The sequence below is a fragment of the Oribacterium asaccharolyticum ACB7 genome (assembly GCF_000238075.1).
GTDB lineage: Bacteria > Bacillota > Clostridia > Lachnospirales > Lachnospiraceae > Oribacterium > Oribacterium asaccharolyticum.
The window spans coordinates 363,713-390,448 of record NZ_JH414504.1; the positions used below are offsets into that span (position 1 = coordinate 363,713).

The following is a 26,736-nucleotide window of genomic DNA, read 5'->3' on the forward strand; positions in this document are numbered from 1 at the left end:
CAAAATTTATTTCGTTTTCAGACTTTACGGAAAATGCTTATTCAATTTATTGTGGAGTCACAGGAGGATACTGTGATCTTGTTTGTATAGAAGACAGAGGATGAAATATGCTAGCCAGTCAAAGAAGATTATCAAGAGGAGTCAGTAGAGCGCAGGGAAGTTCCAGAAGTCGTAGCGCATCCTACAGCTATAATGATAGAGGAGTAAGGTCCGGGAGAGGTAGCGGAAACGGCGGAAGTGGAAGAAGACCCAATAAAAAATCTCCATTTCCTTTTGTGTTAATCGGTGTTTTGGCTATTGCCGTACTGGGTACGGGAGTTTATGCGCTGTCCCGTCCTTCTTCTCATGCGGAAGAGACGGAAAGTGCGGTAGAAACACAGGCAATCAATCCCGATGCAATTCAAAAAGATTTATATTTGGATTACTCCGCTTTCAAGAAAGATGCCGAGCTTTTAAATATGAAGGGCATGACCAAGGAGGAAGTGGAGGATTTTCTGCACAAATCCTACCAGTGGAATATTGTGATTAAAAATGCGAATCCCAATATTCAGTATTTTTCCATGCCGGAGTTTCCGGAGCATAAAGAGAATAGCAGCTCTGATGACGGAGTAGATGACCAGGGTACGGAGGAAATTGTTAAAATTGCCAATTCTCTTTCCGATGTGACCATTCGACCGGAAAAAACGGAATACAACGTTCCGGATTTGTTGGAAGACAGTATTCACGATTTTGTAGAGCAGATTTTTACGGCATACAAAGAGAGTGAGACGGTAGAAAGCAGTACGGAAGAGAGTTCCACAGAGAAAGAAAAAAAGAAAAAGAAGAAAAAAGAAGAAACTACATCGGAAACGGAAACACAGGCTCCTACAGCGGACTATGTGTTACAACTGCCGAATTTCAACGACAAGATAACGGACTATGTCAATCAGCTTGCAATTGTTTGGAAGATGGCTCCTCAAAACGGAGATATTACAAAATACAACAGATCAACCGGGGAATTTGAATTCGGAGGAACCAAGGACGGCTATGCCGTTAATGTAAGCGATACAGCCAAGAAGGTTATGGATTTGCTCGATGCAAAAGAGTTTTCCGGGGAAGTAGAGACTGTTGGTTCCGCCATTCCGGCTTCAACCGACTCTATTAAGGATAAATATAAAATTATTGCCAGCGTAACCACAAAAACAACCTCTAATCAATTGCGTAATACGAATGTCAAGCTTGCTGCAGAGGCGGTAAACGGTACGGTGTTAGAGCCCGGCGAGGAGTTTTCCTTTAATACCGTTGTCGGACAAAGAACGGCGGAGAAGGGCTATAAACCTGCAGCTGCTTACAACCAGGGAGAAGTTGTGGAAGAAGTTGGAGGAGGCGTTTGCCAGATTTCCTCTACACTTTATAACGCGGTATTTCGTGCAGGACTTACGACTACCTATAGAAGAGCGCATACCTTTGCCCCGACTTATGTTACACCGGGAACCGATGCGACCGTTTCCTGGCCGGGACCGGATTATAAATTTGTAAACAATTCCAAGCACGCTGTCGGTATTTTGGCTTGGTACAAGGATCAAACGGCTACGGTACAAATATACGGTTTGCCGGTTCTTCCGGAGGGAGTGAAGTGGGAACTGGTATCGGAGAAAGTTAAAGATTTACCTGTTCCGCAGCCTCAGATCATTACCCCTGAACAGGGCAAGGAGAGTAGCGGTTCCGCCGGATCCGAATGGCAGGCGTTCAAGGTCATTACGAAAGACGGAAAGACCGAGAAGGTGAAAGACCATTATGCCAGCTATAAAGGGCATACTCCGAAAAAATATGCGGAGGGCAGTACGGAAAGTTCCTCTGCGGCAGAGAGTCAGACCGGAAGTACGCAGGCAAGCTCTGCACAGGAAACAAAGAGTTCGGAAACGAAGCAAAGTGAGTCTAAAACCGCTGAAAATCCGGTGATTTCCAATGGACCGAGTGGAAGCAATACGGTAACGACTACAGCAGAAGACTATATTTCTCCGGGGCCGGGTTCCGATTAATAGAAGAGTATTTAAAAAGAGTATTTAAAAAGAGTATTTAAAAGAGTATTTAAAAAGAGTATTGAGCGCTTTGCGTTTGGTACTCTTTTTTTGTGAAAGTTTTGATAATTGTACTAAATAAGGAACGGAGGCAAATTCCATTGCTTTTCAAAGGGGGAATGTTATACTAATTTTCGGTATGTAAGGTCCCAAAAAGGACTTTAAGGATAATGTTTCATTTTTTTCAGGAGGGTATTTTATGGCAAGAAAAATGAAGACCATGGACGGTAACCAGGCTGCGGCTCATGCATCCTATGCGTTCTCGGAAGTGGCTGCAATTTTCCCGATTACACCTTCTTCTGTTATGCCTGAGCATGTGGATGAGTGGGCAACAGAGGGAAGACAGAACATTCTCGGGGAAACCGTTCAGGTAACGGAGATGCAGTCCGAGGCCGGTGCTGCAGGAGCAGTACACGGAGCACTCGCTGCCGGTGCTTTAACAACTACTTTTACGGCATCCCAAGGTTTGCTCCTTATGATTCCGGATATTTATAAGATTGCCGGTGAGCAGCTTCCCGGTGTTTTTGATGTATCTGCAAGAGCTGTTGCAACACATGCGCTTTCCATCTTCGGAGATCACTCCGATGTTATGGCTTGCCGTCAGACTGGTGCTGCACTGCTTTGTGAATCTTCCGTACAGGAAGTTATGGACTTAACTCCGGTTGCGCACCTTGCAGCCTTAAAGGGAAGACTTCCTTTCATTAACTTCTTCGACGGTTTCCGTACTTCTCACGAGATCCAGAAGATTGAAGAGTGGGATTATGAAGATTTGAAGGATATGGTAGATTGGGAGTATATTGATGCTTTCCGTAAGAATGCATTAAACCCGAATCACCCGGTTGAGAGAGGTTCCGCACAGAATCCGGACATTTTCTTCCAGGCAAGAGAAGCTTGCAATCCTTATTATGATGCACTTCCGGCTATTGTGCAGGAGTACATGGATAAGGTAAACAAGAAGATCGGAACAAATTATGCTTTGTTCAACTACTATGGAGCACAGGATGCAGAGCACGTTATTGTGGCTATGGGTTCTGTAAATGAGACCATTGAAGAGACCATCGATTATTTAGCGGAAAAGACCGGCGCAAAGCTTGGTTTAATCAAGGTAAGATTGTATAGACCGTTTGCAACCGATGCTTTCTTGAAGGCTATTCCGAAGACGGTAAAGACTATCTCCGTATTGGATCGTACCAAGGAGCCGGGATCTATCGGTGAGCCTTTATACTTAGATGTTGTTGCTGCACTTTCCGACAGCGAGTTTAAGGACGTGACTGTTCTTTCCGGCCGTTACGGCTTAGGTTCCAAGGACACTACTCCCGCACAGATTGTAGCTGTATACAACAACAAGGATAAGAAGAGATTCACTATCGGAATCAATGATGATGTAACCCATCTTTCTCTGGAGGTTGGGCCTTCCATCGTTACAACTCCTGCAGGAACCGTAAACTGTAAGTTCTGGGGACTGGGAGCTGATGGAACCGTTGGAGCAAACAAGAACTCCATCAAGATCATCGGTGACAATACAGATAAGTACGCACAGGCTTACTTCGATTATGATTCCAAGAAGTCCGGCGGTGTTACCATGTCTCACTTAAGATTTGGTGATAAGCCGATTAAGTCTACTTACCTGATTAAGAGAGCTGACTTCGTTGCCTGCCACAATCCTTCCTATATGACTAAGTTTAATATGGTACAAGAGCTGGTTGACGGCGGTACCTTCCTTCTGAACTGTACATGGTCCAAGGATGAGGTGGAAAAGCATATTCCGGGCCAGGTAAAGAAGTACATGGCCGAGCATAACATCAAGTTCTATGTAATCAACGGTGTTAAAATCGGTATCGAAACCGGCATGGGACCAACGCGTATCAACACGATTCTGCAGTCCGCATTCTTTACCTTAACCGGTATCATTCCGAAGGAGCAGGCTAACAAGCTCATGAAGGATGCCGCTGAGAAGACCTACGGTCGTAAGGGTGAAGATGTCGTTAAGAAGAACTGGGCTGCAATTGATGCCGGTGCCAATGCTTTTGAAGAAGTGGAAGTAAAGAAGGAATGGGCTAACTGCGCAGATGAAGGTCTTGAATTTAAGACGAAGACCGAGGGTAGAAAGGACATTCTCGACTTTGTAAACAATGTGCAGAATCATGTATCCGCTCAGGAAGGTAACAATCTTCCGGTTTCCGCTTTCACAAGCTATGTAGACGGTTCCACACCGGTTGGAACGGCTGCTTACGAAAAGCGTGGTATTGCTGTTAACGTTCCTGCATGGAATCCGGATAACTGTATTCAGTGTAACTTCTGTTCCTATGTTTGTCCTCATGCCGCAATTCGTGCTTTTGCTTATACGGAGGATGAGGCTGCAAAGGCTCCGGAAGCAGATCAGCAGAAGGCTATGAACGGAATGCCCAACTACAAGTTCGGTATCAAGGTTTCCGTAATGGATTGCGTAGGCTGCGGATCTTGTGCAAATGTATGTCCGGGTATGAAGGGCGAGAAGGCTCTTGTTATGTCCCCAATCGAGGACAATCTGGATCGTCAGAAGTACTTCGACTATGCTGTTAAGCTTCCCGAGAAGGAAGAAGTTATTGCAAAGTTTAAGGAGACTACCGTTAAGGGATCTCAGTTTAAGAAGCCGCTCTTCGAGTTCTCCGGTGCATGTCCGGGATGTGGAGAGACACCGTATGCCAAGCTCATCACACAGCTTTTCGGAGAGAGAATGTACATCAGTAATGCTACAGGATGTTCTTCTATCTGGGGTAACTCTTCTCCCTCTACACCGTATACGGTAAACGCAAAGGGACAGGGCCCGGCTTGGGATAACTCTCTCTTTGAGGACAATGCAGAGTTCGGATACGGTATGCTTCTTGCACAGAATGCGATTCGTAACCGTCTGAAGAAGCAGGTTGAAAAGCTTGTAGAAGACAATAAGGACAGCGCTGTTGTGGAAGCGGCTAAGGAATATTTGGATACCTTTGCTGTCGGTGCTACAAACGGTACCGCTACAGAGAAGCTGGTTGCTGCTTTGGAAGGAAAGACCGACGAAGTGGCTAAGGATCTTCTGAAGAATAAGGACTTCTTAGGAAAGAAGAGCCAGTGGATTTTCGGTGGTGACGGTTGGGCATATGATATCGGATTCGGCGGATTGGATCATGTTCTTGCTTCCGGAAAAGATATCAATGTTATGGTATTCGATACTGAGGTATACTCCAACACAGGCGGACAGTCTTCCAAGTCTACTCCGACCGGTGCTGTGGCACAGTTTGCTGCCGGCGGTAAGGAGACTAAGAAGAAGGATCTTGCCGGAATTGCAATGTCCTACGGCTATGTTTATGTAGCACACATCGCAATGGGTGCAGATATGGCACAGACCGTTAAGGCTATTTCCGAGGCGGAGGCATATCCGGGACCGTCTCTTATCATCGCTTACTCTCCCTGTATCAACCACGGTATCAAGAAGGGTATGGCTAAGGCACAGACCGAAGAGAAGCTTGCCGTTGAGGCCGGTTACTGGAACAACTTCCGTTTTAATCCGCTTGGCGGAGACAAGAAGTTCAGCTTAGACTCCAAGGAACCGAAGTTCGAATCTTATCAGGAATTCTTACAGGGTGAGGTTCGTTACCTTTCTCTGGCTCTGAAGAATCCGGAGAGAGCAAAGGCTTTGGACGAGATGAACGAGAAGGAAGCTAGAGAGAGATACGAGAAGTTAAAGAGATTGGTTGATTTATACAACAACTAATTGAATTACCTTTTCATTCAGATGGATTTATATTCATTAAGAGCTTTCTATGAGACCAACGTAGTTTTTCAGGGATACTCATTAAACGAGATATCGCACGCTTTGCGCACGATACTCGTTATGAATTCAAGAAAAAGGAAGGGACTTTGTTCCCTTCTTTTTTTCTTTCCTTTTTGTTCAGCTATTTTTTTAAGCATGTGACATTATCCTGAATTAATGGTAAAATGAATCGATTTCGAGTATTGAAAGGGAGGAATAGCGTGAGAAAAGCCATTGTCGCCGTAGTGGGGCGTCCTAATGTGGGAAAATCCACTCTATTTAATACAATAGCCGGAAAACAGATTTCCATCGTACAGGATACGCCGGGGGTAACAAGAGATCGTATCTATGCCGAAGCGTCCTGGTTGAATTATCATTTTACCTTGGTCGATACCGGTGGAATTGAGCCTGTTTCCGATGATATTTTACTGAAGCAAATGCGCTCTCAGGCTGAACTTGCGATTGAGACAGCAGATGTGATTATTTTTGTTACCGATGTGAGAAGCGGAGTGGTGGATGCGGACTATGAAGTGGCCAATATGCTCAGGAAGTCCAAGAAGCCGGTTGTACTCTGTGTAAATAAGGTAGACAGTGTGAAGAAGTTCGGAAATGATATTTACGAATTTTATTCTTTGGCTTTGGGAGAACCCTTTGCCGTGTCTTCCGCGAATCATATGGGAATCGGAGATTTGCTGGAGGAAGTGGTTAAACACTTTCCGAAGGAAGGGGAAGCTGAGGAAGAGGATGATCGCTTGAAGATTGCGCTCATCGGAAAACCGAATGTGGGAAAGAGCTCTCTAACCAATAAGCTTCTGGGAGAGAACCGTGTTATTGTTTCGGATATTGCCGGAACGACTCGTGATGCCATTGATACGGAAATCATTCATAATGGCGTTCCCTATGTATTCATCGATACGGCGGGGCTTCGCCGAAAGGGAAGAGTGACGGAGGAAATCGAAAGGTATTCCGTGATTCGTACCGTTTCTGCAGTAGATAGAGCAGACATATGCATTGTTTTACTGGATGCTACAGAGGGTATTACGGATGGAGATACCCGCATTGCCGGTATAGCCCATGAATCCGGAAAAGGAGTAATCCTGGCAGTCAATAAATGGGATCTTGTGGAAAAGGACGACAAGACCATGCAGGAGTTTACGAAGAAGCTTCGTGAAAAGTTTTCTTATATGGACTATGCGGAGATTCTCTTTATTTCCGCGGAAACCGGACAGCGCACACAGAAGATTTTTGAAATGGTGGACAGAATCCATGAAAATCAGGTTTTGCGCATAAAGACCGGTGTCTTAAATGAAATTATGGCGAGAGCGACTGCCATGAAGCAACCGCCTTCCGATAAAGGAAAAAGACTCAAGCTATTTTATATTACGCAGGCTTCCGTTTCGCCTCCTACCTTTGTGATTTTTGTCAATGACAGAGAGCTGATGCATTTCTCCTATACCCGTTATATTGAGAATCAGATTCGGGAGAACTTCGGTTTTAGAGGAACCCCTATACGCTTTATCATCAGAGAAAGAGGGGAAGAGAAATAAATGCCGGTACAGGAAATTTTGTTCTGCTTAGTTGTGGGTTATGCTTTCGGGAACATCCCTAACGGCTATTTGTATGCAAAAACCCAAGGAATTGATATCTATAAGGAAGGATCCGGGAATCCGGGCAGCACGAATATTCTTCGTACTCTGGGGAAAAAAGCGGGGATTACCGTGCTTCTTATGGATATTGCAAAGTGTATGCTCCCCATCTTTTTTATGGTGCTGTTATTCAAACCGGAAAATGAGGACTTAAAGAGTCTTATTCTGATGGTGACGGGTATCGGAGCAATTCTTGGACATAACTTTCCCTGTATTCCCAAGGTTAAGGGAGGAAAAGGAGTAGCCTGTACAGGGGCTCTTTTGATTGCCTTATCTCCAATCTATACACTCTGTCTCTTGCTCTTTTTTATTCTGGTTGTCCTGATTACCGGCTATGTAAGTCTGGGATCTATGCTGGCTGTTACGGTATTTTTCTTCTCTGTCGTATTGTTTGGGAAGACATCACTGCTTTTTCCTTTTTCAAATGCGGTTTATCTTCCCATGTGTGCTTTAAGTTTTCTACTTATGGCTATGCTCATTTTCCAGCATAGAGGTAATATCAAGAGACTTTTAAACGGTACGGAAAATCGTTTCGGAAAAAAGAAGAAAGAGCCGAGGGAAAAAGAACGGTAATTTTGAAAAGGAGCTTTTATGAAAATCACAGTGCTTGGTGCCGGAAGCTGGGGAACGGCCTTATCAATGACACTTTGGAAAAATGGGCATTCCGTTTACTTGTGGACACATGACGAGAAGGAAGCAAAGTACTTGGAGGAGAAGAGAAAATGCATGAATCTTCCGGATGTGGTGATTCCGAAAGAAATTGCAATTCTTACTTCTTTGGAAGAAGCGGTAAAAGAGGGGGAAGTGCTGGTTTATGCAGTACCTTCTATTTTTACAAGATCCATGGGGGAAAGAACGCTTCCCTTCGTTCGGAAGGAGCAAATCCTTGTGACCGTTTCCAAAGGAATAGAAGAGAGTACGCTCTATACCATGACGGATATTTTGGAAGAGTTTTTTCCGGAAAATAAAATTGCCGTGCTTTCCGGGCCCTCCCATGCGGAGGAGGTATCCCGCTTTATTCCGACTACCATAGTTTGTGCGTCTAAGGATGAAGAAACAGCAAGAAAGATTCAGTCTGTTTTTATCAGCGATACTTTCCGGGTTTATACCAATAAAGATGTTCTGGGAGTGGAAATCGGTGCGGCTTTAAAGAACGTCATTGCGCTTGCCGCAGGCATTGCGGATGGACTGGGTTACGGGGACAATACGATGGCGGCTTTAATTACGCGGGGAATTGCAGAAATTGCAAGGCTCGGACAGGCTATGGGATGTCATCTGGAAACTTTTGCCGGGCTTTCCGGAATTGGAGACCTGATTGTTACCTGTGCTTCCAAGCATTCCCGAAACAGGAGAGCGGGAATCTTAATCGGAAAGGGTGAGACTTATGAAGAAGCAATGAAGGAAGTCGGACAGGTAGTGGAAGGCGTGTATGCCGCAAAAGCGGCCAAAAAGCTTGGTGAAAAATATCATGTCGATCTTCCGATTGTAAAAGAAGTGAATGCGGTTCTTTTTGAGGGAAAGCCTGCCAAAGACGCAGTATCCGATTTAATGCTCAGGGATAGTCGAAGTGAAAGCCCGGCCGTCGGCTTTTAATCAATATAAAGCAAATGGAGGCTGGAAAGAATAAGCTTCAAAGCATTGCAATCATAATAGGTATTCCTTTGGGTTATAACAAGATAAATATTCCGTAAATATTGTTATAAAAAGAATTGACAAGCCGGGCAGTCTTCCCTATAATACGGAAAGATTTTAAGAATTAAGGGAGGATTGCAATGAAAAAACAAATCAGTTTTGCCTTAGCGACACTTATGGCTTTGTCCTTAGTGGCTTGTGGCGGGAATACAAAGAGTAGTAATGAAACAAGCGGTACTGCAACTGAGAAAGCGGATGCAAACGGAAAAGTTTGGAAAATCGGTTCTCAGGGACCCTTAACAGGGGGAGCGGCAGTCTATGGTAACGCTGTAGTGAACGGTGCGGAAATTGCCGTGAATGAAATCAATGCAAACGGCGGAATCAACGGCTACCAGATTGAATACAAGAAGGCCGATGATGAGCATGATCAGGAAAAGGCTATCAATGCATATAACAGCTTGAAGGACTGGGGAATGCAGTTCCTTGTAGGACCGACAACTTCTGCACCTGCTATCGCTGTAGGAACAGAGTCCGAGCCGGATAATATGTTTATTCTTTCTCCGTCGGGTTCCGCTTTGGAAGTAACTGCACCTAAGAATGTCTTCCGTGTATGCTTCTCTGATCCTGCACAAGGAGCGAAGTCTGCACAGTATATCGGTTCTCATAAGCTGGGAACCAAGATCGGTATCATTTATGATTCTTCTGACGTATATTCTACCGGTGTACATGATTCTTTCAAGGAAGAAGCTCCGAAGCAGGGATTAGAAATCGTAGCGGATGAGCAGTTTACCGCGGATTCCAACAAGGATTTCTCCACGCAGTTACAGAAGATGAAGGATTCCGGAGCGGACCTTGTTTTCTTACCCTTCTACTATACAGAGGCGGCTTTGGTTCTTACCCAGGCCAATACTATGGGATATAAGCCGACCTTCTTCGGATGTGACGGTATGGATGGAATCCTGAACGTGGAGAATTTTGATACAAAGCTTGCTGAAGGTCTGATGCTTCTGACACCGTTTGCTGCGGATGCTAAAGATGATTTGACCGTAAACTTTGTAAAGAACTACAAAGAGAAGTATAAGGATACACCGATTCAGTTTGCTGCGGATGCTTATGATGCGGTTTATGCTATTAAAGCTGCCGTTGAGAAAGCAAATCTGACACCGGACCAGAGTGTTTCCGAGTTGGGAGATGCTATGGAGAAGGCCATGACGGAGATTTCTTTAGACGGTCTTACCGGTTCCGGTATGAAGTGGGATGCTTCCGGAGATGTAGATAAAGAGCCGAAGGCTGTTATCATCAAAGACGGAGCATATGTTTCCGCAGAGTAACCCTTTGTAGAGCAAGTTCTTTATATAAAAAATTTCAGTCAGAGATTTGATTTTCGGCTTGTGTGTTTTTATGTAAATGGATAAAAGCTCCAAGATTTACGTTTTTAGCTATAAGGAAAAAGGCAATGCTTTCGCTTTGCCTTTTTCTTACTATGAAGGAGAAATTTTTCTATGATGAGTTTTATTTCATATCTTTTAAGTGGTATAAGCTTAGGCTCTGTCTATGCCATTATTGCGCTGGGCTATACCATGGTATATGGAATTGCGAAGATGCTGAATTTTGCACATGGAGACGTACTCATGGTCGGCAGCTATACGGCTTTTATTGCCTTTAATCAAATGGGCCTTCCTATTCCGCTTGCCGTGCTTCTCAGCATGGCAGTCTGCACGGCGCTCGGTGTTTTAATTGAAAGGATTGCCTATAAGCCGCTTCGAAATGCAAACGCTCTTGCAGTATTGATTACTGCCATCGGCGTTTCTTATTTGCTCCAGAATCTGGCTTTATTATTATTTAGTGCAAATCCGAAGAGCTTTACTTCTTTTGTGAAAATTTCTCCGATTAAACTTTCCGGCGGAAATCTTGTGATTTCCGGGGAGACGGTAGTAACTATTATTGTGGGGGCTTTGGTTGCGGTTTTTCTTCTCCTCTTTATCCATAAAACAAAGGCGGGACAGGCGATGCTTGCCGTTTCCGAGGATAAGGGTGCGGCTAGCCTTATGGGGGTCAATGTCAATGCGACCATTGCCATGACTTTTGCTATCGGATCCGCTCTGGCCAGTGTGGCGGGTATTCTGCTGTGCTCGGCTTATCCGAGTTTAACGCCGACTACGGGGGCAATGCCCGGTATTAAAGCCTTTGTCGCTGCAGTACTTGGAGGAATCGGATCTATTCCGGGAGCCTTTATCGGCGGCATCTTACTCGGAATTTTAGAAAACCTGTCCAAGGCTTATATTTCTTCAAAACTGTCTGACGCTATCGTGTTTTCTGTTTTAATTGTAGTTCTCCTGATTAAGCCGACCGGCATTTTAGGAAAGAAGATTATGGAGAAGGTGTAAAATGAATAAAACAAGACTAAAGCAATCGAAAGAGATTTTTCTAAACTACGGGATACTGATTCTCGTTTATCTTGTGGTACAGTTCTTTTTACAGGCCGGATCCGTTTCTTCTCTCATGAAGGGCCTTTTGGTTCCTCTCTGTATTTATTCTATCCTGGCAATCAGCTTAAACCTGGTTGTCGGAATATCCGGGGAACTTTCCCTTGGACATGCCGGCTTTATGTGTGTGGGAGCCTTTTCTTCCGCAACCTGTTCCATGCTTTTAAAGGGAAGCGGACTTCCTCCTATTTTACTTTTTTGTATCGCTCTTTTTGTCGGAGCACTTTCCGCAGGTGTTCTTGGGATTTTAATCGGGATTCCCGTACTTCGTTTGAAGGGGGACTATCTGGCTATTGTGACCCTGGCCTTCGGTGAGATTATCAAAAACCTCATTAATGCGCTTTATTTTGGCGTGGATAAGGCTGGCTGGCATTTTTCTTTAAAGGACAGTAACGCGATTTCTTTGGGCGAAGGCGGCACATGGATTATCAAGGGTGCTCAGGGAATAACCGGAACACCGAAATACAGCAATTTTACAATCGGAATGATTTTACTTATTCTTTCCATGATTTTTATTCAGCATTTTATTCACTCCAGAACAGGACGTGCAGTGATGGCGATTCGTGACAACCGCATTGCGGCGGAGAGTATCGGCCTTCCGGTAACCAAATTAAAGTTACTTTGCTTTTCTATTTCTGCAGCCTTTGCCGGTATAGCAGGTGTGCTCTATGCCCATAATTTGAGTTCTCTGCAGGCTCTTCCGAAAAACTTCGGCTATAATCAGTCCATTATGATTCTGGTTTTCGTGGTATTGGGCGGAATCGGCAATATGCGCGGATCCATTCTTGCTGCCGTAGTTTTGACCCTCCTTCCCGAGATGCTTCGTTCTTTAAATGACTATAGAATGCTGATTTATGCAGTAGTCTTAATTCTAATGATGCTCTTTACCTCCGCTCCGAGCTTTATTGCCTTTCGGAAGAACATTTTGCAGAAGTTCCGTAAAAAGGAGGTTACAGCATGAATTTATTAGAAGTAAATGCCCTCGGGATTTCCTTTGGCGGCCTGAAGGCGGTGGATAATTTTCATATTTCCGTGAAGAAAAATGAACTTTACGGCTTAATCGGACCGAACGGTGCCGGAAAAACCACGATTTTCAACCTTCTTACGGGGGTATATAAGCCAAATGCGGGAGAAATCCTTTTGAATGGAAAAAATCTGGTGGGAATGAGCTGTATTAAGATTAACCATCAGGGAGTGGCAAGAACCTTTCAGAATATTCGTTTGTTTAACAAGCTCTCTGTTTTGGACAATGTGAAAGCAGGCTATTTTGCATCTCAAAAGTACAGTTTTTTAGACGGAATATTCCGTCTTCCCAATTATTTTAAGAAAGAAAAGACCATGGATGATCTGGCTATGGACTTACTTTCCGTTTTTCACTTGGAAGACCTGGCCGGGGAATCTGCAGGAAATCTTCCCTATGGAAAACAGCGGAAGCTGGAGATTGCGAGAGCTCTTTCTACAAATCCGTGCCTCCTTCTTCTCGATGAGCCGGCTGCGGGAATGAATCCGAGTGAGACGGAAGAACTCATGGAAACGATTCGTCTTGTACGAGACCGCTTTGATATGACCGTTTTACTCATTGAGCATGATATGAAGCTTGTCTCGGGAATTTGCGACAGACTTACGGTACTCAATTTCGGACAAGTACTGGCAGAGGGAGAAACTGCTGAAGTTCTGCATGATGAAAAAGTAATTAAAGCCTATTTAGGAGAGTAGTATGGGAAAGATACTGGAAGTTAAAAATTTACATGTGCATTACGGCATGATTCATGCAATCAAGGGAATTTCCTTCCATGTGAATAAGGGAGAGATTGTCACCTTGATTGGAGCAAACGGCGCGGGAAAAACCAGTACCTTACAGACGGTTACCGGGCTGATTCCGTCTTCCTCCGGAGAAATTATCTATAATGAAAAACATATTGAAAAGGTTCCGGGACATAAGCTTGTAGAGCGGGGATTAGCCCATGTTCCGGAGGGAAGAAGAGTCTTTGCCAGTCTTTCCGTTTATCAGAACCTCATGCTGGGAGCCTATACCAGAAAAGATAAGAAAGAAATTGAAGACAGTCTGGAAATGATTTATCATCATTTTCCCAGGCTGAAAGAGAGACGAAATCAGGTAGCCGGAACGCTTTCCGGAGGAGAACAGCAGATGCTTGCGATGGGAAGAGCTCTTATGTCAAAGCCGGAAATGATTCTTCTGGATGAACCTTCTATGGGGCTTTCTCCCATTTATGTTAATGAAATCTTTTCCCTCATTCAAATGATTCACGATAGCGGTGTTACGGTGCTTTTAGTAGAGCAAAATGCGAATAAGGCGCTCATGATTGCGGATCGTGCCTATGTACTGGAAACAGGTTCCATTGCCTTGGAAGGTGATGCAAAACAACTTTTAGAAGATCCAAAGGTCAAGGCTGCCTACCTTTCGGAGTAAAAATGAGTAAAAAGAGCCTATTGCAATTTTTAATCCTTGTAGTCCTGATCATCATTTTCGGACTGTGTATAAGCCTTCTTCTTCACAGACAGTGGAAGAGAAGGCTTATGCAGTATGAAACAAAGGGAAACCCGCAACAGGTAGAAGCCCAGGAAATTCTTCCCGTGGAGGAAGAGGATATAGAGCTTTCGGAAGAAGATAGCGGCTCTTTTTTTCAAAATGAGTTTTCGAAGCTGGAGGAACTGGAGAAAGATAAGAATTGGCAAAGAGACTTGCCTTTAAGGAGACGATATGAAAAAATAGCGTCTCTGTATGATGGAGAATTGCAAAGATTGGTATCCTATTACGGAAAGCAAATTAAAGGGACAGAAAGAGATAATTTTTTTGCGGAGCAAAGTATCTTTTTAGCGGAAAGATCCAGGGAAAGTAAGAAAGAACTGAGTCAGGATAAGACGGGTGTAGAGGAAAATATAGATTACTTAAAAAAATATATTGCTTTAACGAAAATGCGCTGTAGTACCATACTGGAGAAGATATCCGCCGAAAGTGACGACTGAAGTTTTGTGTTGGAAACTATTTTTATATGAAACTAGGCAAAAGAATTGAGGATTTCATAGTGTCTGCGAGAGAAGCATTAAAAAGCTTTTTCTCGCTGTTTTTGCGTATCGGCTTGCTGTTTTTGCGTATTGCCTAAGCTTGAACTTGCCCTCTAAGTAGGGTATAATTTTGAAGTTTGAATTGAGAAAGAAAGGGATGGCTTACACGCCATTTCGTAAACGGATATAGCTTTGCTATATCTTGTTGAATATACATTTTAGAGGAGAATTTATGGAAAAATACGGTGTAAATGAATTAAGAAAGATGTTTCTGGACTATTTTAAGGAACAGGATCATCTTATTTTGAAGAGCTTTTCATTGGTTCCCCACAATGATAACAGCTTGCTTTTAATCAATTCGGGTATGGCTCCCTTAAAGCCCTATTTTACAGGACAGGAGATTCCGCCCAAGAGACGAGTTTCTACCTGCCAGAAGTGTATTCGTACCGGCGATATTGAAAATATCGGAAAAACAGCGCGTCACGGTACTTTTTTTGAGATGCTCGGGAACTTCTCTTTCGGTGATTATTTTAAGTCTGAAGCACTGCATTTTGCTTGGCAGTTCCTAACGGAACGGGTTGGGATTCCGAAGGACCGTCTCTATCCAAGTATTTACCTGGATGATGAAGAGGCTTTCCGTGTGTGGACAGAGGAACTCGGTGTTCCTGCAGACCGTGTATACCGTTTTGGAAAGGAAGACAATTTCTGGGAGCACGGTGCCGGTCCTTGCGGTCCTTGTTCGGAGATTTACTATGACCGAGGAGAGAAATACGGAACGGGTCCGGAAGATGTTATGGGCGGAGAAGGGGACCGCTTTATTGAGGTATGGAATGTTGTGTTCTCCCAGTTTAACAACGATGGCCATGGGCATTATACGGATCTGATTCAGAAAAATATTGATACCGGTATGGGACTGGAGAGACTTGCGGTAGTTTGTCAGGATGTTCCTTCCCTTTTTGATGTGGATACCAATAAGGCTATGATGGAAGAGATTGCGGAACTTTCCCATAAGCATTATCTGGAAAATAAGGAGGATGACGTTTCTTTCCGTATTATTGCCGACCATGTGAAGAGCTGTACCTTTATGGCGTCGGACGGGATTATGCCTTCCAATGAAGGAAGGGGTTATGTTTTCAGGAGATTGCTAAGAAGAGCGGCAAGGCACGGAAGAATTTTAGGCATCGAAGGTGCCTTTCTGGCCAGGCTTTCCGAGAAGGCCATTGCGCTTTCTAAGGACGGATACCCAGAACTGGAAGAGAAGAAGGATATGATTCTTCGTGTGATTTCCGAGGAAGAAGAGAGATTTAATAAGACTATTGACAACGGTCTTGCGATTCTGCAGTCCCTGATTCAGGATTTACAGAAAAAGAAAGAGAAGACGCTTTCCGGCGAGGAAGCCTTCCGCCTCTATGATACCTACGGATTCCCCTTGGATTTAACAAAGGAAATCCTGGAAGATGCCGGAATGGATCTCGATGAAGAAGCCTTCCACAAGGCTATGAAGGTACAAAAGGATACTGCCCGTGCCGCAAGAAAGACAACAAACTACATGGGCCGTGATGATATTTACCAGAATCTGGATCCGAGTATCAGTTCGGAGTTCACAGGCTACGACAGACTGGAAGAGGATGCCACGGTACAAGCTTTGGTGTTCTTATCCGACGAAGAAGGACAGGGCAAGATTTGTGAAAAAATCACAGAGGGACAGAAGGCTGCGATTATTACGGATAAAACCCCATTTTATGCCACTATGGGCGGACAGCAGGGCGATCAGGGAGAAATCACCGGAGAGAATTCTTTATTTGTGGTAGATGAAACCATTCATTTACAAGGAGGAAAGATTGCGCACCTTGGTGTAATGGAGCAGGGAGAAATCAGTGTAAAGGAAAGGGTTCATCTTTCCGTTGATGAAGAGGCCAGAAATTTAACAGCCAGAAATCATACGGCTACCCACCTTTTACAAAAGGCATTAAAAACCATTTTAGGACCGCATGTGGAGCAGGCCGGTGCTTACTATGACGATAAGCGTCTTCGTTTTGACTTTACCCACTTTGCAGCGCTCACAAAAGAGGAGCTGAAGAAAGTCGAAGAGATGGTCAATCAGGAAATTGCAAAGGGAGATTTGGTAAAGACGGAAGAAATGAGCCTGGAAGACGCAAAGAAGTCCGGTGCAATTGCGCTTTTCGGAGAAAAGTACGGAGACAAGGTACGAGTTGTTTCCGTTGGCGACTATTCTGTAGAGCTTTGCGGTGGAACCCATGTTTCTCAGTCCGGCAGCATTCAGGGCTTTAAGATTATTTCCGAACAGGGAATTGCAGCCGGTATCAGAAGAATTGAAGCGCTGACTTCTCAGAATCTTTTTGACTATTTCCAAAAGGAAGAGGAGTTGCTAAAAGAGCTGAGTTCCAAGTTAAAGTCTGACCCCGAGCATTTACTGCAAAGAGTAGAGAGCTTGGAACAGGAACTGAAATCCAGCAAGTCCGACCTTGATAAGCTTAAGGCTAAGATGGCGAAGGAGGAGATGGGTGAGATGAGTGCGGAAACAGTGAACGGATGCTCTGTCATCATTAAGGAACTACAGGGAGTGGACAGAAACGGTCTTAGAACCTTGGGAGACAGTTTGAAGGATAAGTATGAGAACGCTTTTGTACTTCTCATTTCCGTGGAGGACGGAAAACCTGTCCTTATGGCGACAGCCAGTGACGGTGCTGTAAAGAAAGGCGCTCATGCCGGAAATCTGATAAAAGAGGTTGCTGCAGTACTTGGAGGCGGTGGCGGTGGAAAACCCCAGATGGCACAGGCGGGTGGAAAGGATGTTTCCGCTATACCGCGTGCCTTAGAGAAGGCAAAGGAACTGATGCAGGCACAATTACAGGGCTGATGCATTATGGAGGAGCTTACACTCTCTTTTGAAGAAGTTGTACGGAATCTGCACTTTATACCTTATATAGAACAAGAAATTTTGAGGGCATTTTCCCGAAAAGAAAAGTGGATTCAAGAGATAGCCGAAACTGCGTATAGCGGGACAGACTCTGCCTTTCCTTTGTTGAAGAGAAGACCTTTTACAAGACTTCTGGTGCTTTGTTATTTACTTAAGACTAAGTTTTTTGATTATCAAAAGCTTGGCGCGTCAAAGGAGATAATCTGGGACACGTTCCAAGATGTCTCCGTTCGATGTAACTTGACATATCAAGCTACAGGAAAGATGGGAATCTCGAAGGAAGAAGTTCTTTGGTTCAATCATATTATCTCTACTACCATATTTAAAATCGGGGTATTGCAATATGAAATCACGAAGCTGCAGTATCCCGGTAAAGAGAAGGGTGAACCGTATATGGAAGTCTCAGTGAAAGGGAAAGCGCTTTTACTGGAAGGATGCGATGTGTTAAGCTGCCATATCCGGCATGGAGTGGAACTGAGTAGCATTGCCGTAGAAGCTTCGTTCCGGAAAGCTGCAGACTTTTTTAAAGAGCATTATCCTCATACGAACTTCAGGGCCTTTGTTTGTAGCAGCTGGCTGTTGTATCCGCCTATGCTGTCACTTTTAGGAGAAGAATCAAAAATCAGACAGTTTGCTTTGCGCTTTACGATTATAGCCTCTTGTCCCGATTGCAAGCAGGCAATGGAAAGAATCTTTTCCTACGGCTCGAAAAGTTTGCCGAAGGAAAAATGGACGAGTTTACAAGTACTCGCTATGCAAAATAAAAAGAGGCTGGGCTATGCAATGGGCGTCATCATGATGAAATCGGATGTCCAGGGTTCTCCTATTTTTCCGGGAAAGAACGGAACTCTGTGCACTCTGTGAGCAATGCCTGTTAAGAAGAATAGGGTCCTATAACTTGAAGAATAGAAAAACCGTATCCTCAAGGATACGGTTTTTCTGTTTTTAACAAGTGTCCATTGCAAAACATGCGTCAACCCGTTTTATTTATTTCCGCTTTTTCTGTGTTCTTGCTACACCGTAAAAAACGGATGCAAGGATGGAAAGTCCCAGTAAGCTTGCCCAGAGAAGAAGATGGGAAGTGTCTCCGGTGGGAGTATTTCTCTTATTCTCTTCGGCAGGCGTTCTGGATTCTCCCAGAACTGTCGGAATCTTGTCATTCTCTATGACTTCAGTCGGATTCGGAGTCTCTCTGGATTCACCGGCAACAGTCGGCGTATTCGGATTCGGTGAAGTCGGTGTAGATGGAGTAGACGGTACAGGATTTACCGGTCTACCGGGAGTGACAGGAGAGGGGGGTGTATACGGATTCGGATCGGGAGGATTCGGCCCCGGCGGTGTGGTTGTCTTCGTATTTGTAACAATGAATCCGCTTGCGGCATCTCCGCTGATAGAAGAGGTGTAACCGCTTAAAGCGACCTCGGCAACCGTATATACAATTTCATGTCCGTCGTTCTCTGCAAATCTCGGAAGGTTCGAGAAGGTATGAGTCCACTGCTCATCTTCGGTAAGAATAGCTTTGTCCTTTTCTGCGCCGTCTGCAAGGAGTTTGATTTCAACTTGATTGGCTTTCTCTCCATTCCATTTCTTTTCTACTTGTACCGTTGTCTCCGGAATATTCGTCAGAGTATAACCGCTGTTCTGATTTCCGCTAAGCAGTACAGCATAGCCTTCTATGCTTTGCTCTTTAATTGTATAGCGGTAAAGCTTTCCGTTTTCATCCCTCTTGGGAAGATTCTCAAAGTTCAGTTCCCAAACGCCATCCTTCTCCCACATGATGCCTGTACCGATTAAAGTGGGGTTATCCGGATCTTCTTCCGCCTTTCGGTAGAGTTCAACCGTAATGCTTCTCGGACGATTTGCCGCATCATCATACTTCCAGAGCTTAGTGACCTTAATATTCGTTATTTCCTTCTTTCCGGCAACGAGTCCGCCATTGGAACCGATTCCGCCGCCGCGAGTAGAAGATTTGTTTCCTTTAATGATGACCGTGGCAAGACTTTCTGCCTGTGCGTCCTCTGTTACATCGGTGTGCAATTGCATCGTCTGGAATCTGGAACCATCCAAAACCCCGGTCAACCTTGTCAGAGAAACTTCGGTGTTGTTGTTATATTTCCAGCGATACGGAGTGCCTCCAAGCATTACGGGAGAAATGGTATACGGCGGGAATCCGTTGTGTGCCCCGTAACCGAAGATACCCGATTCAATATCGATATCCTGTCCTACCGCTGCTCGGTTTCCATAAATGGCAAGGCCGTCTTTTTCAAAGATGTTCGTCGTGGATACCGGACAGGACGCATAACCACCACCGGCAATGAGCGCTTCATTATCCGTAATTAAGGCATTCTTCAGGTTTAAGACACCCTGCAGAGTCTGGCTTAAGCCGTTGACGTAGATACCGCCGCCGCCGAACATCTTATCGGAGGTACCGTATCCGGTCATTTCATTGTCCAGAATTTCTCCTGCACTGATGTTTGCAATATTGGAACCGTCTGTATCCCGTTTTTGGTTATCGGTTTGAACGAAAATGCCTCCACCGGCGGATCCGGCTTTATTTTCCTTAATAACTCCGCCGGTCATATTCAGGATGCATTTCAATCCGCCATACGGCTCATAGGAACCCAGAGAGATTCCTCCACCGCATTCCGTTGCACTGTTTCCGCTTATAACGGCATCTCCGCTTAAGTTAATTGTAGAAGACATATAGGTGCAGATACCGCCACCGGCCTCAGCATTGGTAAGGGATTTTTTACTGCGATCCATATAAGCCTTGTTGTCTTCAATTGCACCGCCGGACAGGTTCAGAACGGTATTCCGTCCTAAATAGATTCCCCCTCCCTGGTGTGCGCTGTTGTTTCGGATAATGCCGCCCGTCATATTGATGGTTCGTTTATATTCCTTATCACGATCTGTGTAAATTGCTCCTCCAAAGGCAAGCCAGTTTTCCAAATCGAGGACGATGTTGTTCTCCAGAATCGTTCCGTCCGTCACATTCAAATCTCCGTCTACGAGAAGCAGAGATTTCAAAGTAAGACGGTCGTTCAACCCGCCACCATCGACCGTGATGTCTTTCAGTGTTGCAGTCTCACCCTTCTTTACCCGTAAAAGGTAGTCACGAAAACCGGGGTTACGCATCAAAACGGCATTTGTTCCGTCCAGACTGATTTCACCGGAGATATCTACAGTACCGTTAATATAAATCGTTTCTATGTCGAGATCCGCTCCTGCGAGTTCCTTAGCTTTCTCAAAAGTTTTTACTGCATTTCCTTCCGACATTCCGTCATTTTCGTCATTTCCCGTTTCTCCGTTGAGATAGATGCTGCCCGCTTCTCGAGCGTAGGCAAACTTCATATCGGACGGAAGAAAGGATGCAGATAAGATGAATGCAAGAAAAAATACCAAAATTGCCGGTACTTCTCCTCGAACCCACTTCTTAATGAATTGGGCACAATCTGTAACCATGTAAATACCTCCTAATTTTTCTTGAATTTAATAGTTAATTCATAAATTAATAATATCATAATCTTAAAATAATACAATGATAATAATATCTAAATAAAAACATTTAATCATATGTAATTAGAAATGAAATTGTATTTATTTTTGAAAGATGTCGTGCGTCTTTTAAGTATGAAATATCTCGATTTTAGGAACTTTGTTGCTTGTTTTCTATAGTTAGGCGAGGTAAACTCTCCTTATAGGAGAGTCGTCGTATGAAAAATTATTGTAATGAACATCAGAAAATGCCTCTATACGGCATAGGACCTTTTCTGATTTTGGCCGTTGCCCTTCTTTCTTTACTGGGAATCCTCTTATCCCTTACCGTTTTATCGGGAGGAACGGTGAATGGACCGAGAAAGCTATGGTTTTATTTTGCCGCTTTTTTATTGATTTCCTCGGGATTATTGATTTGGTTTTTCGGAGCGGTGCATTCCGATGTGGATACTTATATTAAGGAAAACAGACTGAAAACCGACGGAATTTACGCATGGACAAGGAACCCCATGTATACGGGCTGGTGGTTTGTTTTAATCGGGATTCTGCTTCTTTTCCATAACCTTTGGACCCTTCCCCTGATACCCTTGCAGTGGGTGCTTTTAACGGTAGTTTTAAAGAGAACGGAGGAGCAGTGGTTAAAGGAGCTCTTCGGGGAAGAATATGAGAATTACTGCAAGAAGGTGAACAGACTGCTACCATGTAAACATAAATAAGTTCTTTAAAGGAGAAAGCGTATGATGAATCCCTTTGATATTCAGGAATGGAAACCGACAATTTGTAAGACGGAAGAAGAGTTGAAGGCTTTTTGGGAAGAACATCAGATTGCAAGAAAGAAAATCATGAAAATAAATGCCATTGGAATAGCGCTTAATCTGGATGGGTGGTCTTTAGGAGAACGCATACAGGAAACTTTAAGTTCCGCAGGCGTTTCGGATGAGCTTATGCAGAAAATGGACTGGGATTGGCATGACAATATTCAACTGAACGCCGAGTTGAAACTTTGGGAGCCAATTGTTTTTGTACTCGAGGATCGTTCCACGGTTGAGCTTATGATTTTTCCTGATGGAGTACTCGGCGTGTCCGTGAATCAGATTGATCCTGATACGACGGAAGGCACGAATCACGGGGACTGCAATGCCAATATCCTCTTTTCTGAAATACTATCCCGGAAGTGCAGAAGACCGGAATTCTATCATAGAATCAGCTATCAAGGCTCCGGTGAAGGAGAAAGCGTGCAAAGGGAGGAATATGCCTTTGTTTTTACACTGTCCGGAGACTCCGATTTGCGTTTTTTTATCCGTGCCGGGCATGATTCCGCGTATACTTGCGGTCTGAACTTCCGATATCAGTTTAATTGGGAGCAAAACATCCATAAGATTTCTTTGGGAAGAATAAACGAAGCTCTAAAGGATGTTCAGCAAATTCCAATTTTGGAAGGAACAGATTATAGCAGTTATTTTATGATTGTTCCCACAATGGCAGAAGAGCAAGAAATAGACTCTAGTTTTTCTTGGGAAACAAAAGATTATTATCAAAATGGAATAATGATAGAAGAAGATGATGTGAAATCCTTCCTATTTTATTTCTTGTATAAGTATTTTGACAAAGACTACAATAAAAAATATGCTGATAGAGATCCTTATGATAGTGTGAGATTTGAATCATACTTAGACCCGAATCTCTACAGCTACCCTGCCATGAAAGAAATGCTGCTGGAAATAGAAGAAAAGGCAAGACTCTTACAAGAGGACTTTGAAAATCCGGAACTTATCGAACTGATAGATGAATTTTCCATATCTTATTTTCTTCCGGATGAATTATGGAATTTGCCGCATCAAGAGGATTGGAATGAGGAAAAGAGAAGACAGATTATTCGGGAAAATCTTGGCATTGCACTTGATTTCTATGCTCGTTTTGTAAAAAGAGTCAGAAAGCTGATGGAAAGAAGTCCGGACTCGGATTGCATCTGCTTCACAGGACCGTAAGGGGATGTACGGACAAGCCAAACAGAAAGCTTTCCCAATTATGGGAAAGCAGAGATTCATCATGATATAAACTTACGCTAAAACTTTTTCCATGCCTTAAAAAATCATTTGACTTAAAGGAAAATTTTGCTATAATAAAGCGTAGTTTGTGCCCGAAGGGAGGTTTGGGAGTTCGCATGTCAAGTGTTATCGTAAAAGAGAACGAGTCTTTGGACAGTGCATTACGCAGATTCAAGAGAAACTGTGCTAAGGCAGGAATCCAGCAAGAAATTCGTAAGAGAGAGCATTACGAGAAGCCATCCGTTAGACGTAAGAAGAAGTCTGAAGCGGCTAGAAAGCGTAAGTTCAATTAATTCATGCGAGGCTATTGGTCTCGTTTATAGCGTAGAGATAGCCCCGATTCATTTTGAATTGGGGCTATTTCCTTCCATGAAGGAGTATAATGGCGGAGAAAGAACTGGTTTTAGACATCCCCTTAGAACATGAAATGAACATCCTGGGGGATATGGACAAATATTTACGAAAGTTACAGAGACAGTTTTCGGTGAACATCATTGACCGGGACGGTTTATTAAAGATTATCGGGGAAGAAGAAAATGCGGAAAAGACAAAAGAGGTTCTTCTTTCCCTTTTAAAGTTATCCCAAAAAGGCAATCGGATTTCCGAGCAAAATGTGGACTATGCCATTTCCCTTACCATAAAGGAAGGAAAGGCGGAGCAGCTTTTACAGCTGGAAGAGGATTTTGTGGCAAGAACCGCTCTTGGAAAGCCGGTAAAGCCGAAGACCTTGGGGCAGAAGTCCTATGTCGATAAGATTCGAAAAAATATGATTACCTTCGGTGTAGGTCCTGCCGGAACTGGGAAGACCTATCTTGCGATGGCTATGGCGATTACCGCCTTTAGAGAGGAAGAGGTTTCCCGTATTATTCTGACAAGACCTGCTATTGAAGCGGGAGAGAAGCTCGGCTTCTTACCGGGAGACCTGCAGTCGAAGGTGGACCCGTATCTTCGCCCGCTTTATGACGCCCTTTATAATATCATGGGTCCGGAGCAGTACCTTGCGAATGCCGAGAAGGGACTCATTGAAGTGGCTCCTCTTGCGTATATGAGAGGAAGAACACTGGACAATGCCTATATTATCCTTGATGAGGCGCAGAACACCACTCCTGCGCAGATGAAGATGTTTCTGACAAGAATCGGCTTCGGCTCGAAGGTGATTGTGACAGGAGACCTTACGCAGAAGGATCTGGAAGAGGGAAAGCGTTCCGGTCTGGAAGATGCCATGTTTATCTTAAAAAATGTGGAAGGAATCGCCTTTTCGGAGCTGACCAGCGAAGACGTGGTAAGGCATCCTCTTGTGCAGAGAATTGTCAATGCCTACGAGAAGGATGAGGAGAGAAAAAAGAGGGAAAACCATGCAAATCGACATAGAGTGGGAAGTAGGGAAAGAAACAAGCGTTCCGTATGAGAAGATTGCGAGAGAAATTGTGGAAGAGGCAGTGGACTTTGTCGGCTGCCCCTATGATATTTCCATTTCCGTTCTTTTTATAGAGGATGAGGAAATGCACAGGATTAACCTGGAGAATAGGGGAATCGATAAGTCTACCGATGTCCTCTCTTTTCCGATGTTCGAACTGGAGAGTCCCGGAGCTTTTACGGAGGAACTGGAAGAGGATCCCGGTAACTTTGATCCGGACAGTGGTGAGCTTCTGCTTGGAGACATTATTCTCAACTGGGACAGGGTGCTTTCACAGGCGGAAGAATACGGACACAGTGTAGAGAGAGAACTTGCCTTTTTGATTGCTCATTCCATGCTGCACCTCTTTTCCTTTGATCACATGGAAGAGGAGGAGCGAAAGGTGATGGAAGAGAAGCAGGAAGCGATTTTACAAAATAGAGGGTATCTAAGATGAGTAAGGGAAGAGGTTCTTCTAAGGCGACAGTTTCTACTAAGGCTACAGGACATAGGAATAATTTCGTACTGCAAGGCTCTCTTCTTGCCGTAGCGGGGATTTTAGTCCGCATCATCGGAATGGTTTACCGTATTCCTTTGACGGCGATTATTTCCGATGAGGGAAACGGGTATTATACCTCCGCGTTTTCCATCTATACTCTGCTCCTCATTCTTTCCAGCTATTCTATGCCTACGGCAATTTCCAAGCTGATTTCCCAAAATTTAGCCAAGAAGCAATACAGAAACACGGAGCGTGTGCTTCGCGTTTCTTTCCTGTATTCCTCCTTAATGGGGGCGGTTATGGCGTCGGTTCTTTTCTTCGGAGCGGACGGGATTGCGGAGCTTTTAAAGAAGCCTTATGCGGCCTTTGCACTTCGCGCTTTAGCCCCGACCGTTTGGATTATGGCCTACTTGGGACTTCTTCGCGGTTATTTTCAGGGAATGGGAAATATGATTCCCACTGCGATTTCACAGATCTTGGAGCAGATTGCGAATGCCGTCGTATCCGTTTTAATGGCCTATGTTTTATTTGCCAAGGGACAGCAGGCGGATTTGCTTTATAAAAATACGGAGTTTTCCTATGCCTACGGTGCAATGGGGGGAGCAATCGGAACCGGTGCGGGTGCGGGATTGGCCCTACTCTTTATGTTCCTCTTATACCGCTATCAGAGCCCTGCATTAAGAAGAAAGGCGAAGCGGGATGAGGGGCTTACGGAGAGTTATGAGCGTTCAGCGATGCTCCTTCTCTTTACCATGCTGCCGATTCTTTTTTCCAGTACGGTTTACAATATTTCTTCCGTTTTGGACGATTTTCTTTATTCCTCGATTATGACAAGCCTCGGCTCAAAAACGAAGCAGATTGTCATGGAATGGGGAATTTTCGGAGAGTACCATGTGCTCTTTAATATCCCGGTTGCCTTGGCCAATGCGCTTTCTTCGTCTTTGATACCGGCTCTTACCATGGCGGTAGCATCTCACGACAGAAAGAAAACGCTGACTCAGATTCGGGTGAGTATTCGCTTTACCCTCCTCATTGCCATTCCCTGTTCCATCGGTATGGCCGTGCTTGCGGATCCGCTTTCCCGCATGCTTTTCCCCGGGAAAAATGTACAGCTTTTAATTCAACTTACAAGAGTCGGTTCCTTTGCCGTACTGCTTTACTCGCTTTCTACGATTACGAATGCCATTTTACAGGGACTCGGGCACTTGAATCTGCCTCTTTATCACTCCATGGTTGCCCTCGTTTTACACCTTCTATCCCTGGTGCTTTTCCTCTATGCGGGTCTAGGAATCTATGGCGTCGTTTTATCGAATATTGTTTTTGCGCTGATTATGTGTTTCTTAAATCAACGTGCTATTTTCCGGCATACCCGTTTTCGGATTGATCTCTTCCGAAGTCTTGTGATGCCGATGCTTTCGGGACTGATTATGGGCGGTGCAGCCTATGTGATTTACTTTGTGATTCATATTGTGCTTCCGGAAGGCTTGAGAAAGGGAAGAGTTGGATCGGCGCTGTCTCTTCTTCCTGCTGTTTTTATCGCCATTTTGATTTACTTCTTCCTTCTTTTAAAGAGCCATACTTTGACAAGGGAAGATTTGGATGAAATGCCGATGGGCGGAAGACTGAAGCGCTTCCTGTAAAGCGGAAGACTCAAGCGCTTCCTGTAAAATGGAAGGATATAGATTTATTTATAGATTTGGGCGTATGGATACGGGCCGAGCTCGAAAAAGT

General features: G+C 44.3%; 20 protein-coding genes. 19 read left to right on the plus strand and 1 reads right to left on the minus strand.

What is annotated here, in order from left to right; translation table 11 throughout:
- Nucleotides 1–107: 107 nt before the first annotated feature.
- The 13 genes from HMPREF9624_RS01655 to HMPREF9624_RS01715 all read left to right on the plus strand — a co-directional run bounded on the left by HMPREF9624_RS01655 (nt 108) and on the right by HMPREF9624_RS01715 (nt 18,431).
- Entirely contained in the window at nt 108–2,021 is a 1,914-nt protein-coding gene (locus HMPREF9624_RS01655) for a VanW family protein (RefSeq protein WP_009536254.1), read from the plus strand.
- A 238-nt stretch (nt 2,022–2,259) separates the two neighbouring features.
- The gene (gene nifJ / locus HMPREF9624_RS01660; protein ID WP_009536255.1) at nt 2,260–5,796 is read left to right on the plus strand and encodes a pyruvate:ferredoxin (flavodoxin) oxidoreductase; all 3,537 of its coding nucleotides are present in this window, start codon (nt 2,260–2,262) and stop codon (nt 5,794–5,796) included.
- Nucleotides 5,797–6,056: 260 nt separating this feature from the next.
- Nucleotides 6,057–7,382, plus strand: a complete 1,326-nt coding sequence (der, locus tag HMPREF9624_RS01665; RefSeq protein ID WP_009536256.1) for a ribosome biogenesis GTPase Der — start codon at nt 6,057–6,059, stop codon at nt 7,380–7,382.
- Nucleotides 7,383–8,054, plus strand: coding sequence for a glycerol-3-phosphate 1-O-acyltransferase PlsY (gene plsY, locus HMPREF9624_RS01670; RefSeq protein WP_009536257.1), 672 nt, complete (start codon nt 7,383–7,385; stop codon nt 8,052–8,054).
- Between the two features lie 18 nt (nt 8,055–8,072).
- A complete protein-coding gene (locus HMPREF9624_RS01675; protein ID WP_009536258.1) occupies nt 8,073–9,074 on the plus strand; it encodes an NAD(P)H-dependent glycerol-3-phosphate dehydrogenase in 1,002 nt (333 codons plus the stop codon).
- A 179-nt stretch (nt 9,075–9,253) separates the two neighbouring features.
- On the plus strand, nt 9,254–10,444 hold the full coding sequence (locus tag HMPREF9624_RS01680; RefSeq protein ID WP_009536259.1) for an ABC transporter substrate-binding protein: 1,191 nt from the start codon (nt 9,254–9,256) through the stop codon (nt 10,442–10,444).
- A gap of 174 nt (nt 10,445–10,618) precedes the next feature.
- Nucleotides 10,619–11,500: a branched-chain amino acid ABC transporter permease gene (locus HMPREF9624_RS01685; protein WP_036594690.1), complete on the plus strand. Its 882-nt coding sequence runs from the start codon at nt 10,619–10,621 to the stop codon at nt 11,498–11,500.
- A gap of 1 nt (nt 11,501) precedes the next feature.
- Complete coding sequence (locus tag HMPREF9624_RS01690) at nt 11,502–12,560, plus strand: branched-chain amino acid ABC transporter permease (protein WP_009536260.1); 1,059 nt, start codon at nt 11,502–11,504, stop codon at nt 12,558–12,560.
- Nucleotides 12,557–13,315, plus strand: coding sequence for an ABC transporter ATP-binding protein (locus HMPREF9624_RS01695; protein WP_009427748.1), 759 nt, complete (start codon nt 12,557–12,559; stop codon nt 13,313–13,315). Before HMPREF9624_RS01690 ends, HMPREF9624_RS01695 begins: the two co-directional genes overlap by 4 nt.
- A gap of 1 nt (nt 13,316) precedes the next feature.
- Nucleotides 13,317–14,030 carry an ABC transporter ATP-binding protein gene (locus tag HMPREF9624_RS01700; protein ID WP_009428203.1) on the plus strand — a complete coding sequence of 238 codons (714 nt, stop codon included), beginning with the start codon at nt 13,317–13,319 and terminating at the stop codon, nt 14,028–14,030.
- 2 nt (nt 14,031–14,032) lie between these two features.
- A complete protein-coding gene (locus HMPREF9624_RS01705; RefSeq protein ID WP_009536261.1) occupies nt 14,033–14,587 on the plus strand; it encodes a hypothetical protein in 555 nt (184 codons plus the stop codon).
- A 271-nt stretch (nt 14,588–14,858) separates the two neighbouring features.
- On the plus strand, nt 14,859–17,507 hold the full coding sequence (gene alaS / locus HMPREF9624_RS01710) for an alanine--tRNA ligase (protein WP_009536262.1): 2,649 nt from the start codon (nt 14,859–14,861) through the stop codon (nt 17,505–17,507).
- Nucleotides 17,508–17,513: 6 nt separating this feature from the next.
- A complete protein-coding gene (locus tag HMPREF9624_RS01715; protein WP_009536263.1) occupies nt 17,514–18,431 on the plus strand; it encodes an acyltransferase domain-containing protein in 918 nt (305 codons plus the stop codon).
- A gap of 123 nt (nt 18,432–18,554) precedes the next feature.
- Here HMPREF9624_RS01715 and HMPREF9624_RS01720 read toward each other — a convergent pair whose 3' ends face one another.
- Nucleotides 18,555–21,029, minus strand: a complete 2,475-nt coding sequence (locus tag HMPREF9624_RS01720) for a Cna B-type domain-containing protein (RefSeq protein WP_009536264.1) — start codon at nt 21,027–21,029, stop codon at nt 18,555–18,557.
- Between the two features lie 251 nt (nt 21,030–21,280).
- Here HMPREF9624_RS01720 and HMPREF9624_RS01725 point away from each other — a divergent pair, with 251 nt between their 5' ends.
- The 6 genes from HMPREF9624_RS01725 to HMPREF9624_RS01750 all read left to right on the plus strand — a co-directional run bounded on the left by HMPREF9624_RS01725 (nt 21,281) and on the right by HMPREF9624_RS01750 (nt 26,645).
- Nucleotides 21,281–21,778, plus strand: coding sequence for a methyltransferase family protein (locus HMPREF9624_RS01725; RefSeq protein WP_009536265.1), 498 nt, complete (start codon nt 21,281–21,283; stop codon nt 21,776–21,778).
- Between the two features lie 21 nt (nt 21,779–21,799).
- Nucleotides 21,800–23,050: a hypothetical protein gene (locus HMPREF9624_RS01730; protein ID WP_036594526.1), complete on the plus strand. Its 1,251-nt coding sequence runs from the start codon at nt 21,800–21,802 to the stop codon at nt 23,048–23,050.
- A gap of 176 nt (nt 23,051–23,226) precedes the next feature.
- A complete protein-coding gene (gene rpsU, locus HMPREF9624_RS01735) occupies nt 23,227–23,403 on the plus strand; it encodes a 30S ribosomal protein S21 (protein ID WP_009429204.1) in 177 nt (58 codons plus the stop codon).
- Nucleotides 23,404–23,492: 89 nt separating this feature from the next.
- Complete coding sequence (locus HMPREF9624_RS01740) at nt 23,493–24,518, plus strand: PhoH family protein (protein WP_009536267.1); 1,026 nt, start codon at nt 23,493–23,495, stop codon at nt 24,516–24,518.
- Nucleotides 24,466–24,963 (plus strand): rRNA maturation RNase YbeY, encoded by a 498-nt coding sequence (gene ybeY / locus HMPREF9624_RS01745; RefSeq protein ID WP_009536268.1) that lies wholly within the window; start codon nt 24,466–24,468, stop codon nt 24,961–24,963. The genes HMPREF9624_RS01740 and ybeY overlap by 53 nt, the downstream gene beginning before the upstream one ends.
- Nucleotides 24,960–26,645: a putative polysaccharide biosynthesis protein gene (locus HMPREF9624_RS01750; RefSeq protein ID WP_009536269.1), complete on the plus strand. Its 1,686-nt coding sequence runs from the start codon at nt 24,960–24,962 to the stop codon at nt 26,643–26,645. The genes ybeY and HMPREF9624_RS01750 overlap by 4 nt, the downstream gene beginning before the upstream one ends.
- Nucleotides 26,646–26,736 lie beyond the last annotated feature (91 nt).

Coding starts and splice junctions, on each gene's coding strand:
- HMPREF9624_RS01655 (WP_009536254.1), top strand. CDS start 108: ATGCTAGCCAGTCAAAGAAGATTATCAAGAGGAGTCAGTAGAGCGCAG.
- nifJ (WP_009536255.1), top strand. CDS start 2,260: ATGGCAAGAAAAATGAAGACCATGGACGGTAACCAGGCTGCGGCTCAT.
- plsY (WP_009536257.1), top strand. CDS start 7,383: ATGCCGGTACAGGAAATTTTGTTCTGCTTAGTTGTGGGTTATGCTTTC.
- HMPREF9624_RS01675 (WP_009536258.1), top strand. CDS start 8,073: ATGAAAATCACAGTGCTTGGTGCCGGAAGCTGGGGAACGGCCTTATCA.
- HMPREF9624_RS01680 (WP_009536259.1), top strand. CDS start 9,254: ATGAAAAAACAAATCAGTTTTGCCTTAGCGACACTTATGGCTTTGTCC.
- HMPREF9624_RS01685 (WP_036594690.1), top strand. CDS start 10,619: ATGAGTTTTATTTCATATCTTTTAAGTGGTATAAGCTTAGGCTCTGTC.
- HMPREF9624_RS01690 (WP_009536260.1), top strand. CDS start 11,502: ATGAATAAAACAAGACTAAAGCAATCGAAAGAGATTTTTCTAAACTAC.
- HMPREF9624_RS01695 (WP_009427748.1), top strand. CDS start 12,557: ATGAATTTATTAGAAGTAAATGCCCTCGGGATTTCCTTTGGCGGCCTG.
- HMPREF9624_RS01700 (WP_009428203.1), top strand. CDS start 13,317: ATGGGAAAGATACTGGAAGTTAAAAATTTACATGTGCATTACGGCATG.
- HMPREF9624_RS01705 (WP_009536261.1), top strand. CDS start 14,033: ATGAGTAAAAAGAGCCTATTGCAATTTTTAATCCTTGTAGTCCTGATC.
- alaS (WP_009536262.1), top strand. CDS start 14,859: ATGGAAAAATACGGTGTAAATGAATTAAGAAAGATGTTTCTGGACTAT.
- HMPREF9624_RS01715 (WP_009536263.1), top strand. CDS start 17,514: ATGGAGGAGCTTACACTCTCTTTTGAAGAAGTTGTACGGAATCTGCAC.
- HMPREF9624_RS01720 (WP_009536264.1), bottom strand. CDS start 21,029: ATGGTTACAGATTGTGCCCAATTCATTAAGAAGTGGGTTCGAGGAGAA.
- HMPREF9624_RS01725 (WP_009536265.1), top strand. CDS start 21,281: ATGAAAAATTATTGTAATGAACATCAGAAAATGCCTCTATACGGCATA.
- HMPREF9624_RS01730 (WP_036594526.1), top strand. CDS start 21,800: ATGATGAATCCCTTTGATATTCAGGAATGGAAACCGACAATTTGTAAG.
- rpsU (WP_009429204.1), top strand. CDS start 23,227: ATGTCAAGTGTTATCGTAAAAGAGAACGAGTCTTTGGACAGTGCATTA.
- HMPREF9624_RS01740 (WP_009536267.1), top strand. CDS start 23,493: ATGGCGGAGAAAGAACTGGTTTTAGACATCCCCTTAGAACATGAAATG.
- ybeY (WP_009536268.1), top strand. CDS start 24,466: ATGCAAATCGACATAGAGTGGGAAGTAGGGAAAGAAACAAGCGTTCCG.
- HMPREF9624_RS01750 (WP_009536269.1), top strand. CDS start 24,960: ATGAGTAAGGGAAGAGGTTCTTCTAAGGCGACAGTTTCTACTAAGGCT.